This is a genomic window from Terrimesophilobacter mesophilus, assembly GCF_014200375.1.
GTDB classification, from domain to species: domain Bacteria; phylum Actinomycetota; class Actinomycetes; order Actinomycetales; family Microbacteriaceae; genus Terrimesophilobacter; species Terrimesophilobacter mesophilus.
In genome coordinates, this window is the sequence record NZ_JACHBP010000001.1 from 1,145,826 (window position 1) to 1,159,748 (window position 13,923).

At 66.8% G+C, this 13,923-nt stretch carries 17 protein-coding genes; 5 read left to right on the plus strand and 12 right to left on the minus strand.

Annotation, left to right across the window (positions count from 1 at the left end):
* Nucleotides 1–2: 2 nt before the first annotated feature.
* Genes BKA04_RS05605 through BKA04_RS05615 form a run of 3 tightly spaced genes read left to right on the plus strand, consistent with a single transcriptional unit; the run spans nt 3 to nt 2,609 of the window.
* Nucleotides 3–986 (plus strand): branched-chain amino acid ABC transporter permease, encoded by a 984-nt coding sequence (locus tag BKA04_RS05605; protein WP_104095525.1) that lies wholly within the window; start codon nt 3–5, stop codon nt 984–986.
* Nucleotides 976–1,866, plus strand: a complete 891-nt coding sequence (locus BKA04_RS05610; RefSeq protein WP_104095526.1) for an ABC transporter ATP-binding protein — start codon at nt 976–978, stop codon at nt 1,864–1,866. The genes BKA04_RS05605 and BKA04_RS05610 overlap by 11 nt, the downstream gene beginning before the upstream one ends.
* Entirely contained in the window at nt 1,863–2,609 is a 747-nt protein-coding gene (locus BKA04_RS05615; RefSeq protein ID WP_104095527.1) for an ABC transporter ATP-binding protein, read from the plus strand. Before BKA04_RS05610 ends, BKA04_RS05615 begins: the two co-directional genes overlap by 4 nt.
* A gap of 66 nt (nt 2,610–2,675) precedes the next feature.
* Here BKA04_RS05615 and BKA04_RS05620 read toward each other — a convergent pair whose 3' ends face one another.
* From BKA04_RS05620 to groES, 4 genes are all read right to left on the minus strand, one after another.
* Nucleotides 2,676–3,950 (minus strand): ABC transporter substrate-binding protein, encoded by a 1,275-nt coding sequence (locus BKA04_RS05620; RefSeq protein ID WP_104095528.1) that lies wholly within the window; start codon nt 3,948–3,950, stop codon nt 2,676–2,678.
* Between the two features lie 187 nt (nt 3,951–4,137).
* Complete coding sequence (locus BKA04_RS05625) at nt 4,138–5,418, minus strand: ABC transporter substrate-binding protein (protein WP_104095529.1); 1,281 nt, start codon at nt 5,416–5,418, stop codon at nt 4,138–4,140.
* A gap of 20 nt (nt 5,419–5,438) precedes the next feature.
* Entirely contained in the window at nt 5,439–6,377 is a 939-nt protein-coding gene (gene rarD / locus BKA04_RS05630) for an EamA family transporter RarD (protein WP_104095530.1), read from the minus strand.
* Between the two features lie 68 nt (nt 6,378–6,445).
* On the minus strand, nt 6,446–6,742 hold the full coding sequence (gene groES, locus BKA04_RS05635) for a co-chaperone GroES (protein ID WP_104095531.1): 297 nt from the start codon (nt 6,740–6,742) through the stop codon (nt 6,446–6,448).
* Between the two features lie 138 nt (nt 6,743–6,880).
* Here groES and BKA04_RS05640 point away from each other — a divergent pair, with 138 nt between their 5' ends.
* Nucleotides 6,881–8,071 (plus strand): class I SAM-dependent methyltransferase, encoded by a 1,191-nt coding sequence (locus tag BKA04_RS05640; RefSeq protein WP_104095532.1) that lies wholly within the window; start codon nt 6,881–6,883, stop codon nt 8,069–8,071.
* 102 nt (nt 8,072–8,173) lie between these two features.
* Nucleotides 8,174–8,590, plus strand: coding sequence for a DUF2752 domain-containing protein (locus tag BKA04_RS05645; RefSeq protein WP_104095533.1), 417 nt, complete (start codon nt 8,174–8,176; stop codon nt 8,588–8,590).
* Nucleotides 8,591–8,641: 51 nt separating this feature from the next.
* Here the strand turns inward: BKA04_RS05645 and BKA04_RS05650 are convergent, their stop codons facing one another.
* From BKA04_RS05650 to BKA04_RS05685, 8 genes are all read right to left on the minus strand, one after another.
* Entirely contained in the window at nt 8,642–9,049 is a 408-nt protein-coding gene (locus BKA04_RS05650) for a DUF4190 domain-containing protein (RefSeq protein ID WP_104095534.1), read from the minus strand.
* 107 nt (nt 9,050–9,156) lie between these two features.
* Nucleotides 9,157–9,519: a DUF4190 domain-containing protein gene (locus BKA04_RS05655; protein WP_134542243.1), complete on the minus strand. Its 363-nt coding sequence runs from the start codon at nt 9,517–9,519 to the stop codon at nt 9,157–9,159.
* A gap of 139 nt (nt 9,520–9,658) precedes the next feature.
* Entirely contained in the window at nt 9,659–10,759 is a 1,101-nt protein-coding gene (tsaD, locus tag BKA04_RS05660; protein ID WP_104095536.1) for a tRNA (adenosine(37)-N6)-threonylcarbamoyltransferase complex transferase subunit TsaD, read from the minus strand.
* Nucleotides 10,756–11,310, minus strand: coding sequence for a ribosomal protein S18-alanine N-acetyltransferase (gene rimI / locus BKA04_RS05665; protein ID WP_167309680.1), 555 nt, complete (start codon nt 11,308–11,310; stop codon nt 10,756–10,758). Before rimI ends, tsaD begins: the two co-directional genes overlap by 4 nt.
* Nucleotides 11,307–11,981, minus strand: a complete 675-nt coding sequence (gene tsaB / locus BKA04_RS05670) for a tRNA (adenosine(37)-N6)-threonylcarbamoyltransferase complex dimerization subunit type 1 TsaB (RefSeq protein WP_104095537.1) — start codon at nt 11,979–11,981, stop codon at nt 11,307–11,309. The genes rimI and tsaB overlap by 4 nt, the downstream gene beginning before the upstream one ends.
* A gap of 2 nt (nt 11,982–11,983) precedes the next feature.
* Nucleotides 11,984–12,439 (minus strand): tRNA (adenosine(37)-N6)-threonylcarbamoyltransferase complex ATPase subunit type 1 TsaE, encoded by a 456-nt coding sequence (gene tsaE / locus BKA04_RS05675; RefSeq protein WP_325052428.1) that lies wholly within the window; start codon nt 12,437–12,439, stop codon nt 11,984–11,986.
* Nucleotides 12,436–13,548 (minus strand): alanine racemase, encoded by a 1,113-nt coding sequence (alr, locus tag BKA04_RS05680; RefSeq protein WP_104095538.1) that lies wholly within the window; start codon nt 13,546–13,548, stop codon nt 12,436–12,438. The genes tsaE and alr overlap by 4 nt, the downstream gene beginning before the upstream one ends.
* Nucleotides 13,545–13,913, minus strand: coding sequence for a holo-ACP synthase (locus BKA04_RS05685; protein ID WP_104095539.1), 369 nt, complete (start codon nt 13,911–13,913; stop codon nt 13,545–13,547). Before BKA04_RS05685 ends, alr begins: the two co-directional genes overlap by 4 nt.
* Nucleotides 13,914–13,923 lie beyond the last annotated feature (10 nt).

A 13,923-nucleotide genomic window follows, 5' to 3' on the forward strand; every position in this document is an offset into this window, starting at 1 on the left:
TCATGGACTGGGGCGCAATCTTCTCCAACACCGTCGTCTGGATCATCAGCCCGGAGACCATCGCCTATGCGCTGGCAACGGTCGGCCTCGCGGTGCATTTCGGCTACGCCGGACTCCTCAACTTCGGGCAGGCCGGGTTCATGGCTCTCGGCGCCTACGGCTACGCCATCTCGATCCTGAGCTTCGGCTTCCCCTGGTGGGCAGGCATCCTCGTCGGGATGGCCGCCTCGGTCGTCTTCGCATTGATCCTCGGTATCCCGACGCTTCGTCTCCGCGCCGACTATCTCGCCATCGCGACGATCGCGGCAGCGGAAGTCGTCCGTCTGCTGTTCCAGACAACGGTGTTCGATGCGTTCACGAACTCCGCGGATGGCCTCGGCGGCTACCACGAGGGCTTCCGCGCGGCGAACCCGATCCCCAAGGGGGTCTACGGCTTCGGCCCGTTCACCTACAACGAGACCGACTGGTGGGTACGGATCTTCGGTATCCTGCTGCTGGCCGTCGTCATCCTGCTCACCTGGCTTCTCATGCGCAGCCCGTGGGGCCGCGTCGTCAAGGGAATCCGTGAGGACGAGGATGCCGTGCGCGCGCTCGGCAAGAACGTCTTCTCCTACAAGATGCAGGCGCTCATCCTCGGTGGCGTGTTCGGCTCCCTGGGCGGTGTCGTCTTCGCGCTCCCCTCCGCGGTCGTCCCCGGAGCCTACGTGCCGTCGCTCACGTTCTTCCTCTGGACGGTGCTCCTCCTCGGCGGCGCCGCGACGATCTTCGGGCCGGTCGTCGGGTCCGTCCTGTTCTGGATCATCATGTCGTTCCTCGCGAACGTGCTCCCCCGCATGGCGGACGCCGGCTGGCTGCCGTTCATGACGAACGCGCAGGCGAGCATCGCGCGCTACATCCTCGTGGGCATCGCACTCATGCTCATCGTGGTATTCAGACCGCAGGGAATCCTCGGCAACAAGAAGGAGTTGACCTTCAATGCCCGCTGACACCAACACCACGCGATCGACAGGGCTCCACGTCGGAGAGATCCGACCCGGTGTCCCCAAGGTGGATCCGATCATCGTCGCCGACAACATCACCCGCAGTTTCGGTGGCCTGAAGGCCGTCGACGTCGAACACCTCGAGATCCCGCGCAACGCGATCACTGCCCTCATCGGCCCGAACGGCGCAGGCAAGACGACGCTGTTCAACCTGCTCACCGGCTTCGACAAGCCGGACACGGGCAGCTGGAGCTTCGACGGGAAGGCGCTGGCCGGCGTGCCGGCCTTCAAGACGAGCCGCATGGGCCAGGTGCGCACATTCCAGCTCACGAAGGCCCTCGCGATGCTCACGGTGCTCGAGAACATGAAGCTCGGCGCGAAGGGCCAGGCCGGCGAGAACTTCTGGGTGTCGCTCCTGCCGTGGCTGTGGCGCAAACAGGATGACGAGATCGAGCAGAAGGCGCTGAAGCTCCTCGAGCGGTTCAAGCTCGACGCGAAACAGGATGACTTCGCGGCGGAGCTCTCCGGCGGCCAGCGGAAACTCCTGGAGATGGCCCGCGCGCTCATGAGCGATCCGACGCTCGTCATGCTCGACGAGCCCATGGCCGGTGTCAACCCCGCGCTCACGCAGTCGCTCCTGGACCACATCCTCGGACTCAAGGCGGAGGGCATGACCGTGCTCTTCGTCGAACACGACATGCACATGGTGCGCCACATCTCGGACTGGGTCATCGTGATGGCCGAGGGTCGGGTCGTCGCCGAGGGGCCACCGGATGTCGTCATGAAGAACCCCGCCGTCATCGATGCCTACCTGGGCAGCCACCTCGACAGCGACATCGGAGTCGTCACGGGCCGCGTAGGGGTCGTCAAGGAGAAGAAGAAGTGAACGCAGCGGACAACGCCCAACTCGTCGTCAGCGTCGAGGATCTGACCGCGGGCTACCTCCCGGGGGTCAACATCCTGAACAACTGCTCGCTCACCGCGAAGCAGGGCGAACTCATCGGCATCATCGGACCGAACGGCGCCGGAAAGTCGACGCTGCTCAAGGCGATCTTCGGCCAGGTGAAGATCCGCGGAGGACGAATCGTCCTGAACGGCGAGGACATCACCGGCCTGCGGGCGAACAAGCTCGTCGCGCGCGGAGTGGGCTATGTCCCGCAGAACGACAACGTGTTCCCGAGCCTCACGATCGAAGAGAACCTTCAGATGGGGCTCTATCAGAACCCGAAGATCTACGACGAGCGCCTCGAGTTCGTCAGCTCGATCTTCTCGGAGCTCACCACCCGCCTGAAGCAGCGTGCAGGCTCGCTCTCCGGCGGTGAGCGCCAGATGGTGGCGATGTCGCGCGCTCTCATGATGGAACCGCACGTGCTGCTCCTCGACGAGCCGTCTGCCGGCCTGTCACCCGTGCGCCAGGACGAGGCCTTCATCCGCGTCTCCGACATCAACAAGGCTGGAGTGACCACGATCATGGTCGAGCAGAACGCACGGCGCTGCCTGCAGCTCTGCGACCGCGCGTACGTCCTCGACCAGGGCACGGATGCCTACACGGGCACGGGGCGCGATCTGCTGCACGATCCGAAGGTCATCAGCCTCTACCTCGGTACGCTCGGCGAGGACGCCGCGTAACCGGACCTGAACAGTCGAAAGGCCCCGACCTTGCGGTCGGGGCCTTCCTCACTTCAGTGCGTCAACTCAGTTGATGCGCTTGTGGTGGTTGGTTGCGTCGTACTGGAAGATACCAATGGTCGCTTCCGTCGGGTCGCCGGCGTCGTCGAACTTGACGCCACCGGAGTAGCCGTCGTAGTCCACGACTCCGCCACCGTTGATGATCGTGGCCGCCGACTTGAAGTCGGTCGCCTTCTCACCGTTGCCCGAGCCGCCGGAGACTTCCTGCAGCTTGGTCGCGATGTCTGCACCCTTGACCGACTTGGCCGCGAGAGCAGCCAGTGCGAGGAGCACGACGGCGTCGTACGACTCAGCTGCATAGCTGAAGTCATCGCCCATGTCCTTGCCGTTGTTGGCCTCGGAGTACGCAGCCTTGACGCGCTGCTGGAAGTCGTCAGTCAGCACGGGACCAGGGGTCGTACCCTTGGCACCGGTCATGACGCCTGCCGGGAGCTGGTCGCCGTACTGCTTGAGGTTTCCATCAACCAGGTACAGCTTGCTGGTGTCGAATCCGGCATCCTTCAGCGCGGGGATGATCGTGAGCGCCTCATCGAAGGTGATGAGAGCGATCGCGTCCGGCTTCTGCGCCATGATCGTCGAGATCTGCGACGTGAAGGTGGTGTCACCCGTGTTGTAGAACTCGGTGGCCACAACCTTGCCGCCCGCTTCCGTGAACGTCTTGTCGGTGACCTTCTGGAGGCCGGTGCCGTAGGCGTCGTTGATGGCGAGGATGCCCAGCGTGCTGGCGCCGTCGGCAGCAATCAGGTTACCCAGAACCTCACCCTGGAGGAGGTCGGACGGAGCTGTACGCCAGTACAGGTTGTTGTCATCCCACGTCGTGAAGTCCGGGGATGTGTTGGCCGGCGAGAACTCGATGACGCCCGCACCGGTGATCTGGTCGATCACGAGCTTGGACACACCGGATGCCGCTGCGCCGACGATGGCCGAAACACCCTCGCTGAGGAGGTTCGGAACCGTCGTGGCATATGCCTTGTTGTCGGGGTCGCCCGAGTCACCATACGTGACGTCGATGGTGATACCCATCTTCGCCTCGTTGATCTCCTTGACGGCGAGGGCGACGCCACCTTCCTCGGGCGGGCCGAGGAATGCGAGGTTACCGGTCTGCGGAAGCAGGGTGCCGATCTTCAGAGTGAGGTCCTGCGTGGGGCCCTTGTCTCCACCGGTGTCTGCCGGCGTGCAGCCACTGAGAACCAGTGCTCCAACTCCGACAACAGCGATGCTTCCGAGAACCGACTTCAGTCCCTTCGGGCGGGAGGCCGAGGCCTTCGCGAATACGCTCATGTTGCTCCTTGCGTTTCGAATGTGCTGACACGACAGAATCTCTCTGGCGTTCCTGTAAGGGTATTGACTATCGGAGTCCAACTCCACCACTGGGGGTTACAGGCGGGTAACACAGCCGAATCGTTACCTTTCGTGACCTGAATCACCCCCGACCGGGGGTAGAGCAATCAGTCGACGATCGCGCGATTCAACCGGCGATGACGGTCGAGACGAACGAGAACTTGTTGTTCGATCCGTAGCGGTAGATCCCGTAGGTCGCCGGATGCGGGTCGCCGGCCGTGTCGAAACCGATCGGTCCCGAAATGCCGTCGTAGTCGATGTCGGTTCTCGTCTTGAGGACGTCGAGGCACTCACCGTAACTCGTGCACTTGATCCCGCCGGACGACACCGCGGTCAGCGCGGCGGCGACGGATCGCCCGCTGTCGTCGCCGGCCACGGTCGCAGCGAGCGCGGCGAGGATCGTGGCGTCATACGCCTCCGCGGCGTAGCGGAAGTCCTTCACCGCGGGGTCTGCGCTCTTCACCCGCTTCTGGAACGCGGCATCCGGGATGGCACCCTCCAGGATCCCGTTGACGTTCTCGAGCGTCCCCTTCGGCAGCGCCTGGGAGTAGTCGGCCAGATTCTGGCTCGTCAGCCACAGCTTCGCTCCACCCAGTTCCGCCTTGGTCAATGCCAGAAGGATCGCCTTGTTCTTGGTCATGGCACTGAACGGACTGACGAGCACGATGACATCCGGCTCGGCCGCGTTGACCACCGAGATGATCTTGTCCGCGTCGTTCGTCGTCTCGGAGAACCCGACCTTGGCCACGAGCGTGCCGCCGACTTCGGTGAGACCCTGCGCGAGCTGGTCGCGGACGGCGCGACCGACGTCATCCGTGTAGTAGATGATCGCGACCTTGTGATCCTTCCCCGCCACCTCGGCAAGGGCGGCCCCCTCGAGGGCTTCGGAGGGGATCGTGCGGAACAGCAGCCCGTTGTCCTGCAGCCCGGTGAGGGCCGGACTCGTCGCCGACGGGGAGATCATCGCGACCCCGGCGGCCACCGCCCTGGGCAGCAGCCTCTCCGCGAGCACGGATGACGATGGGCCGATGATGACGTCGGCCTTCTTGGCCATGAGATCGTCGAAGGACTTCTCCGCCTTCGTGGAGGATGCGTCGCCGGAGTCGCGGTGATAGGCCACGACCGGCTTCCCGTTGACCCCACCCGCTTCGTTGATCTCCCGGACGGCCAGTTCGACGCCCGCGTCCTGGGCGCGGGCGAGGAAACTCGTACTCCCGGTCGTGGGAAACAGCGTGCCGATCCTGAGAACCCCGTCGCCGCGGGGCGTCGCGGACGGGCTCGGGCTGGCCGTGGTCGGAACCGGCATGGGCTCAGGCGCGCACGCCGCAAGTCCCGCGCACAGCGAGCCGATGGCGACCGCGATGAGCGCGCGCATCCGCAGGGTGGAGGCGGAAGTACGGTGCGGCACGCGTGAAGACTACCGAAGCATCAGCCCGGCAGCGGTGAGGCGCGTCGGACCGAGCGGGTGTGGTGGACCATATCGGTGCTCAGGATGACGAGGGCCAGCCACACGAGCGAGAATCCGATCCACCGCTCGAGCGGCATCGCCTCGTGCAGGATGAACGTCCCGATGAGGAACTGGAGTATCGGCGTGAGGTACTGGACGAAACCGATGACGATGAGCGGAAGACGTCTGGCCGCCGCCGCGAAGAGCAGGAGCGGAACCGAGGTGACAATGCCTGCAGCCGCCAGGAGGACGGTGTTCGCCACCCCCGCGGTTCCGAACACGACTCCGGTCGTCGCCCCGACGAAGACGAGTTGCACGATGGCTATGGGAGTAAGCCAGGCGGTCTCGACGGCGAGGCCGGTCACGGCATCCACTCTCGGGCCGACCCGCTTCTTCGCGAGGCCGTACAGGCCGAAGGAGAACGCCAGGGCGAGTGAGATCCAGGGGAACGAGCCGTAGTTCACGGCGAGGACGATGACCGCGACTCCACTCACACCGACGGCGACCCACTGGGTCACCCGCAGCCTCTCGTGCAGCACGATCACTCCGAGCAGGACGGTCACGATCGGGTTGATGAAGTATCCGAGCGCCGCCTCGTTCACCCGCCCCGACACGACCGCGATGACGTACACCTGCCAGTTGATGAACACGAGCACGCCGGCCAGACCGAGAGTCAGCATGGTCCTGCGATCGCGCAGGAGCCTGCGCAGCGCCCCCCAGCTTCGCATCACCAGGATGATGAGTGCGCAGAAGATGACCGAGAACAGCACCCGCCAGGCGACGATCTCGAACGGACCCGCGGGCGCCAGCACGAGGAAGTAGATGGGCATGAAGCCCCAGAACCCGTATGCGGCGAATGCGAACAGCATGCCGCCTCGCTGCTCGAAGGCAGGGGCCGTCGTGGGCTGTGATTGGGACATCGGGTTCACTCTACGGCCATGACGAAGGCCCGCCGAACCAGTCGACGGGCCTTCGTTGGAGCGTTTGGCTAGCGGACGACCACCGCGAGGACGTCGCGCGCGGAGAGGACGAGAAGGTCGTCTCCACCGAACTTGACCTCGGTGCCGCCGTACTTCGAGTAGATGACCTTGTCACCCACAGCGATGTCGAGCGGGACGCGGTTGCCGTTGTCATCGATGCGTCCGGGACCGACGGCGATGACCTCGCCCTCCTGCGGCTTCTCTTTCGCGGTGTCAGGAATGACGAGACCGGATGCTGTGACCTGTTCTGCATCGACCTGCTTGATGACAATGCGATCCTCGAGCGGCTTGATGGACACCGACACGGTTGACCTCTTCTTTCTTACACGTGAAAAATTCGTGGGTTAGCACTCTCACTGCGAGTGTGCCAGAACAACTGTACTCGTGACGCTGGCACTCATGCAACGTGAGTGCCAATTCGACCGCGATGCGAGAATGGGGCGATGGACGCCGCAGAGCTCGTCACGCTCCTCTCCCCGGAGGGGCTCCGCCTGCTCGACTCGCTCCCGCACTACGACTCCACCGCGGATGTCGTGCACACGGTGAGCGTCCTCCGCGCCGCAGGGCACTCTCCCGAGCTCGTCGCCGCTGTTCTCACCCAGTCTCGTCTGAGGCGACGCGCAGCGACCAAGTTCGATGACTTCGCCGACCGGATGCTGTTCACCGAGGCGGGCCTCGAACAGGCCACCCGGCTCTCGGTCGCCGCGCTGCACGCCCAGCGGTTCCGCTCCAACGGCCTCCGGCGCATCGTGGACCTCGGCTGCGGAATCGGCGGGGACGCGCTCGCCATGGCGGCCCTCGATCTCGAGGTCACCGGGGTCGAGCGCGACGAGGTCACGGCGGCGCTCGCCGCATACAACCTCGCACCATGGGCGAACGCCGAGGTCGTCAACGCGAGCGCCGACTCGATCCGCGTCGAGGAATACGACGGGGCGTGGCTCGACCCGGCCAGGAGGGTGACCGCGAGCGGGCACACCATCCGGAGGTCGCGGAATCCGGAGGACTGGTCCCCGTCCCTCGATGACGCCTTCGCGATCGCGGGCCGTGTTCCGACCGGCATCAAGCTCGGGCCGGGCATCGACCGTGATCTCATTCCGGCAGGCTGTGAGGCGCAGTGGATCTCCGTCGACGGAGACGTCGTCGAGCTCGTCCTCTGGTTCGGCGCACTCGCCCGGCCCGGCATCCGGAGGGTGGCGACCGTCATCGCGGGGACCACGCGCGCCGAGCTCGCCGCGGCCGAGGACAGCGTGGATGCCGACGTGGGCCCGCTCGGGGAGTACCTCTACGAACCGGACGGGGCCGTCATCCGCGCGCGACTCATCGGGCAGCTCGTGCGGGACCTCGGCGGACGGATGGCGAGCGACGGCATCGCCTGGTTCACGGCCGACACCGCGTCCGCCACCCCGTTCGCGACGTGCTTCCGAGTCACCGACTCCCTGCCCTTCGATGTGAAGAGGCTTGCGAAGCTCGTGGCGGCGCGGCGCATCGGAACCCTGGAGATCAAGAAGCGGGGGGTGGATGTAGACCCGGCAGCCCTGCGAAAGACGCTGTCGCCGAAGGGGCCGAATGCCGCGACACTCATCCTCACGCGGGTGGCCGGGAAGCGCATGGCGCTCCTGGCCGAGCGGTCATGACGGCCCGGCATCCCCGGGGGCGGCGCCGGGCCTGCGCGCTGAGGCCGATCGGGATGCCGAGTGGACTTTCCGGCGCGGGAATTCCGGCGTAGGTTGGCTCCCATGCGGTTGCACGGTGCAGTGGATTGGACGCGACGTCACGTCGTCTCTCTGAGTGTCGGGGCCGGCGTCGTCGCCCTGCACGCGGGTGCGTATGCGTTCTTCGCCGGTCGCGACCCGTACAGCCAGACGATCTTCCCGGCCTGCCCGCTGCTCCACTATTTCGGCATCCAGTGCCCCGGCTGCGGCGGGACCCGCGCCATGTACTCGCTCCTCCACGGCGATATAGCCACGTCCATCGCGATGAACCCGCTCGTCGTCGCGGGCTACCTTTCGGTCGCGATAGCCCTCGTCGGCATCCTGATCGGAAAGCGGGGAGCCGAGCGGACCTCCCGCTGGCTGTACTGGGCTGCCGCGGCGATCGCGATCGGTGCGACCCTGTGGAGCGCGGTCATCCGGAACCTGCTCCTGCCGCACTGAGCCGGCTGCGCCGACCCTGCAGGACGGGCCCGGTCAGGCGGGCCCGAAGAGTCAGCTCCCCGAGCTCGCGATGAACGGCAGGGCCAGCAGCGGCGACAGCGCGAGGGCGAAGAGCAGAATCCAGAAGATGATGGATGCGCCCGCCCCCACATAGCCGGTGATCGTTCCTGCGAGGGCCATCCCCCGGGCGGACTCGCGCTTGAGGCCGAGGTGCCCGAGCACGATCCCTGCGACCGAGAACAGGAACCCCGCACCGTAGCAACACGACAGCACGACCCCCACGATCCCGAAGATCATCGCCAGGAGGCTCAGGATGGTCGGCGGCTTCTGGGCTCCCATGGGATACGGGACCGCGGCGTATGGCGTCGGGGCAGGAGGTGGCGGCGGGGTTGCGGCCGGCGGGACGGGAGTGTACGGCGTGGGCGGAACCGGCACGTCGCTTTCTGGATCTGTCGGCATGGCTCTCTGGGTGTTGTGCGGCGCATCCGGCCGGAGGTCTGGCGCGTTGGCAACGCGCGCATCCCGTCAACCGAGTGGCGACGGGATGCGCGCGGACGCGTAGTCGATTACGGGTAGGTGAGTGAGCTCGTGTAGGAGGTCCACGGGAGGAAGGACAGCATCGCCGGCGCGGCGAGCAGCAGGATCCACATGAGGATCGCGAGCGCGGCGCCGATGTAGCCGGTGATCATACCGGTCGTCGCCATGCCCTTGGCGTTCTCCTTCTTCTTGCCGATGTGCCCGAGGACGATGCCGGCGACGGCGAAGAGGAATCCGGCCCCGAAGCAGCAGGACAGTACGAGACCGACGATGCCGCCGATCATCGACAGGAGGCTGAGGATCGTCGAAGGCTTCGCTGGGCCCGCGTTGTAAGGAGCAGCCGGCGGCGTAGGCGGAACCGGAGTCTGGTCTGGCACTGTGGGGTCGGTCATGATTCTCCCGAAATCTCGAGTTGTGGCGCGATTCGCCGTCCGGTCGTAGTTCCGAACGTGCCCATAGTGGCATTGAGTATGGGTCGTGTCAACGCGAGAACCCTGTGCTCACCTCAGATACGTGGCCGACCGTTGCGGGTCAGACCTGGATCTCGGTGACCGGCATCGTGGAGTCAGCCCCGAAGTCCATGCCGGATGGCGCATGCCCTGCCAGGATCAACTGGGAGCCGAGCGCGGCGATCATCGCGCCGTTGTCCGTGCACAGCGAGAGGGGCGGGATGCGCAGCTCGATGCCCTCCTCGGCGCACCGCTCTGTCGCGACCTGGCGCAGCCGCGCATTGGCGACCACTCCCCCGCCGAGGAGCAGTCTGGGCACGCCGAGATCGCCGCATGCCGCGAGTGCTTTCCTGAGCAGAACGTCGACGACCGCTTCGCGGAAACTCGCGGCGATGTCCGGGGTCGGTACGTCCTCGCCCGCGTCGCGCAACCGTTCGACGTGCCGGGCGACGGCGGTCTTGAGCCCGGAGAAGGAGAAGTCGTAACGGTGCTTCTCGAGATCCTTGGGAAGGCTGAGCCCTCGCGGGAACCGGATGGCGTTCGGGTCGCCACCGGCCGCTGCACGGTCGATCTCGGGCCCACCGGGATACGGGAGTCCGAGTAGTCGCGCGACCTTGTCGAAGGCCTCGCCCGCCGCGTCGTCGATCGTCTCGCCGAGCAGTTCGACATCCGAGACCAGGTCGCGCACGAGGAGGAGTGAGGTGTGACCGCCGGACACGAGGAGGGCGATGGTGGGGTACTCGAGTGGGCCGGACGTCGCGACCGGGAGCGCTGAGGGTTGCAGCGTGACGGGAGCGTCGCCGACGGGACTTCGCAGGACATCCGCCCCCACGTGGCCGACGAGGTGGTTCACGGCGTAGAGCGGCTTGTCGAGCGAGATCGCGAGGGCCTTCGCCGCAGCGATTCCGACCATGAGCGCACCGGAGAGGCCGGGGCCGCTCGTGACGGCGATCGCGTCGAGCTCCTCGAGCGTGACGCCCGCCTCCGCGAGCGCCGCGGCAAGAGCGGGCTGGAACGCTTCGAGGTGGGCGCGCGCGGCGATCTCCGGGACGACCCCTCCGTATCGCGCATGCTCGTCCATCGACGATGCGATGACATTGGCCAGCAGGGTATCCCCGCGCACGATGCCGATGCCGGTCTCGTCGCAGCTGGTCTCGATTCCGAGCACGAGGGGTGCTGTCATGATCGCTCCCCTCCCCGGTTCCCGTCTCCCGGCTCCGGTTGTTCCGGATGCGGCGATCCGACTTCTGGCGCGGCGAGCGTTGCGCCGCGCGGAACGGGCGCGAGGCGCATGACGATCGCGTCGACGCCATCCGGCTGGTAGTACCGCGCCCGCACGGCCAGTTCCTCGAAGCCGAGCGACTGGTAGAGGGCCCGAGCTCCGGGGTTGTCCGCGCGCACCTCGAGGAAGACCTCGTCAGCACCGCGCTTCACCGCCTCGTTGATGAGCGTGAGCATGACGGTTCGACCGAGCCCGCCGCGCCTGGCCGCCTCCGCGACGGCGATGGTCTGGATGTCGGCCTCCTTCGCTCCACGCGGCGCGAGCACCCCGGCGTAGGCGTCGATGCCTCCCGGAGTCTCCGGCCGGAAGGCGACGAGGTACCACGCGTTCGGGTTCGACAGCTCCTCGCGCATGATCGCCCTCGACCATGCGTCGTTCGCGAAGATGGAGGTCTCCAGCTGCATGATCGCCTCGAGGTCCCCAGCGTCCGCGTGACGCAGTTGCCAGGTCACGCCGTCACCCTCCTCGGACCGGAGGAGGGTGTCACGTCGGGCGAGCGGAGGTAGAGCGGTTCGGCGCCGGCGAACGCGCGGCGGTGCAGGTACAGGCTCTCGGCGAGCAGGCCGACGGATGCCGCGGAGACCCAGTCGGCATCCCACCGCTGATAACCGTCATAGCCGGTTACCACCTCGGGCAACTCGTCCGGTCGCTGGAGTCCCGGCCCCTGGACTCGGATCGGCAGGGCGAACTCGTCGGCGCCGCTGTACGCGCTCCAGTAGCGCTCATGGCGGCGCGCATCCGTCGTCACGAGCAGCGGGGTGGCGTCGGCACCGCCACCCGTCACGATGCCGGAGGCGCTCGCGGCAGCCGCGACGTAGTGGGCGTATGCGACAGCGTCGTGGCTCACCACGCGAACGACCGGCTTGCCGGCGCCGAAGGCGAACGCATTCGCCGCTGCGATCCCCACTCTCAGGCCGGTGAATGGGCCCGGTCCCATGCCGACGGCGATGCCGGAGAGCGTCTCGACCGCGACACTGGACGCCTCCAGGCACTCGAGGATGAGCGTTCCGATGACCTCGGCGTGGCGACGGGTGTCCTCCACCGAGCGCTCGGCGAGAACACCGCGGTCCCGGTCGACGACGGCCACGCTCGTCCCGGCCGACGTGTCGATCGCGAGAAGCATGGTTACAGCTTAAAGTCTGCGAATCGCGGGCCGTGCCCCGTGATGGTGACCCTGCGAGGCTCGGCCTCGTCCGTGCCTCCCATGGCGGGTCGCACGATCTCGACTTCCAGCCACGAGTCGGTCATGCCGTCGACCATTCCTGCAGCCCATTCGACGACGACGATCGAACCCTCGAAGTCGAGGTCGAGGTCGTCGAGCTCCGCCGGATTCGACAGCCGGTATGCGTCGACGTGGACGAGCGGAGCATCCGTGCCTCTCGCATGCGTTCGCGCGATCACGAAGGTGGGGCTCGCGACGGTCCCGGCGACGCCCAGTGCCGCGCCGAGACCTCGGACGAGCGTCGTCTTGCCCGCCCCGAGTTCGCCGTTGAGCGCCACGAGGTCGCCTGGTCGCAGTCGCCCTGCGATGGCAGCACCGAGCTTCTCCATCTCCTCGGGGGTGGCGACGGAGATCCTCACGCGACACCGCCGACGTATCGGCGTTCGACCCGGTGCCCCAGTCGGGAGACGATCTCATAGTTGATGGTTCCCGCGGCCCCCGCCCACTCGTCGGCCGACGGTGCGCCGAGCTCGGGGTCCCCGAAGACGACCGCGCGATCGCCTGCAGACACGTCAGCGTCGCCGACGTCGACGATGATCTGGTCCATCGCGACGACCCCCGCGACGGTGAATCGGCTCTGGTTGATCGTTACAGGGCCCATCCCGGATGCCTGGCGCGGGATCCCATCCGCGTAGCCGAGCGGGATGAGCGCGAGAGTGGTGTCCCGGTCCGTCCGGTAGCGGTGGCCGTAGGAGACGCCCGCTCCGGCCGGGACCCGCTTCACGGAGACGACCTCGGCACTCAGTTCCATCGCCGGCGTGAGACCGAGCGAGTGCGCTGAGACGCCGTCCAGCGGCGACAGGCCGTAACACCCGAGCCCGACGCGCACGAGGTTGCAGCGGGCGTCGGGGCCGGCGAGAGCGCCGAGTGTCGCCGACAGGTGCACGACCTCCGGCGCGATGCCGACGGATGCGGCGATCGTGACCGCACGGTCGAACGCTGAACGCTGGGCATCATCCGATTCGGTGCCGGCATTCGCGAGGTGGCTGAAAATACCCCGGATGTGCGCACCCGCCGTGCGTTCGAGACTTCTCGCCCGCGAGAAGAGTTCCTCCCAGGTTCCCTCTACCGCCCCATTGCGACTCAGTCCGGTGTCGACCTTCACCTGGATGTTGCGCACGCCCGCGCTCACGGCGCGCTCGAGTTCTGCGAGTGAATTCACTCCGACGTCGATCCCGTCCTCCACTGCAGTCGCGAAATCCTCGAGGGGGCCGTGAAGCCAGGTCAGGATCGGCGAACCGATCCCGGCAGAGCGAAGCACTCGCGCCTCCGCGGAGTCGATCACGCCGAGCCAGTCCGCACCCCCTTCCACCGCGGCACGGGCGGCGGGCACGGCTCCGTGCCCGTACCCGTCCGCCTTCACGACGGCGAGGAAGTGCGCTGTGCCGGCCGAACGACGCAGGGTTTCGACGTTGGAGGAGATGGCGTCGAGATCGATCGTCGCCTCACGCAGTGGCCGGGAGGTCATCGCGCCTCGGCGATGACGTAGGCGATGGCGACCCCCGCGTCATGGGTCATGGAGAGGTGGATGTCCGTGATGCCCCGCTCCTGCGCGATCGCCGCAACGCCTCCGCGAAGCGAGAAGGCCGGATTCCGCTCCCCGTCGGAGACGACGGACATGTCGTGCCAGCGGACGCCGGTGGAGTCGCCGAGAGCCTTGATGAGCGCCTCCTTCGCCGCGAACCGCGCCGCGAGGGACGAGAGGGCAAGCCTTCGGGGACCCTGCACCTGTTCGCTCTCGGCGAACAGTCGCGCGAGGAGTCTCGGCGTGCGGGCGGTCGCGCGCTCGAAACGTGCGAGGTCCACGACGTCGACGCCGATTCCGATGATCATGTGGACGTGC

Excerpts from the sequence above, each read along its gene's own strand:
- BKA04_RS05605 (WP_104095525.1), top strand. The coding sequence starts at position 3 with ATGGACTGGGGCGCAATCTTCTCCAACACCGTCGTCTGGATCATCAGC.
- BKA04_RS05610 (WP_104095526.1), top strand. The coding sequence starts at position 976 with ATGCCCGCTGACACCAACACCACGCGATCGACAGGGCTCCACGTCGGA.
- BKA04_RS05620 (WP_104095528.1), bottom strand. The coding sequence starts at position 3,950 with ATGAGCGTATTCGCGAAGGCCTCGGCCTCCCGCCCGAAGGGACTGAAG.
- rarD (WP_104095530.1), bottom strand. The coding sequence starts at position 6,377 with ATGTCCCAATCACAGCCCACGACGGCCCCTGCCTTCGAGCAGCGAGGC.
- BKA04_RS05640 (WP_104095532.1), top strand. The coding sequence starts at position 6,881 with ATGGACGCCGCAGAGCTCGTCACGCTCCTCTCCCCGGAGGGGCTCCGC.
- BKA04_RS05645 (WP_104095533.1), top strand. The coding sequence starts at position 8,174 with ATGCGGTTGCACGGTGCAGTGGATTGGACGCGACGTCACGTCGTCTCT.
- BKA04_RS05650 (WP_104095534.1), bottom strand. The coding sequence starts at position 9,049 with ATGCCGACAGATCCAGAAAGCGACGTGCCGGTTCCGCCCACGCCGTAC.
- BKA04_RS05655 (WP_134542243.1), bottom strand. The coding sequence starts at position 9,519 with ATGACCGACCCCACAGTGCCAGACCAGACTCCGGTTCCGCCTACGCCG.
- tsaD (WP_104095536.1), bottom strand. The coding sequence starts at position 10,759 with ATGACAGCACCCCTCGTGCTCGGAATCGAGACCAGCTGCGACGAGACC.
- tsaB (WP_104095537.1), bottom strand. The coding sequence starts at position 11,981 with ATGCTTCTCGCGATCGACACGTCGGCCGGGACGAGCGTGGCCGTCGTC.
- alr (WP_104095538.1), bottom strand. The coding sequence starts at position 13,548 with ATGACCTCCCGGCCACTGCGTGAGGCGACGATCGATCTCGACGCCATC.
- BKA04_RS05685 (WP_104095539.1), bottom strand. The coding sequence starts at position 13,913 with ATGATCATCGGAATCGGCGTCGACGTCGTGGACCTCGCACGTTTCGAG.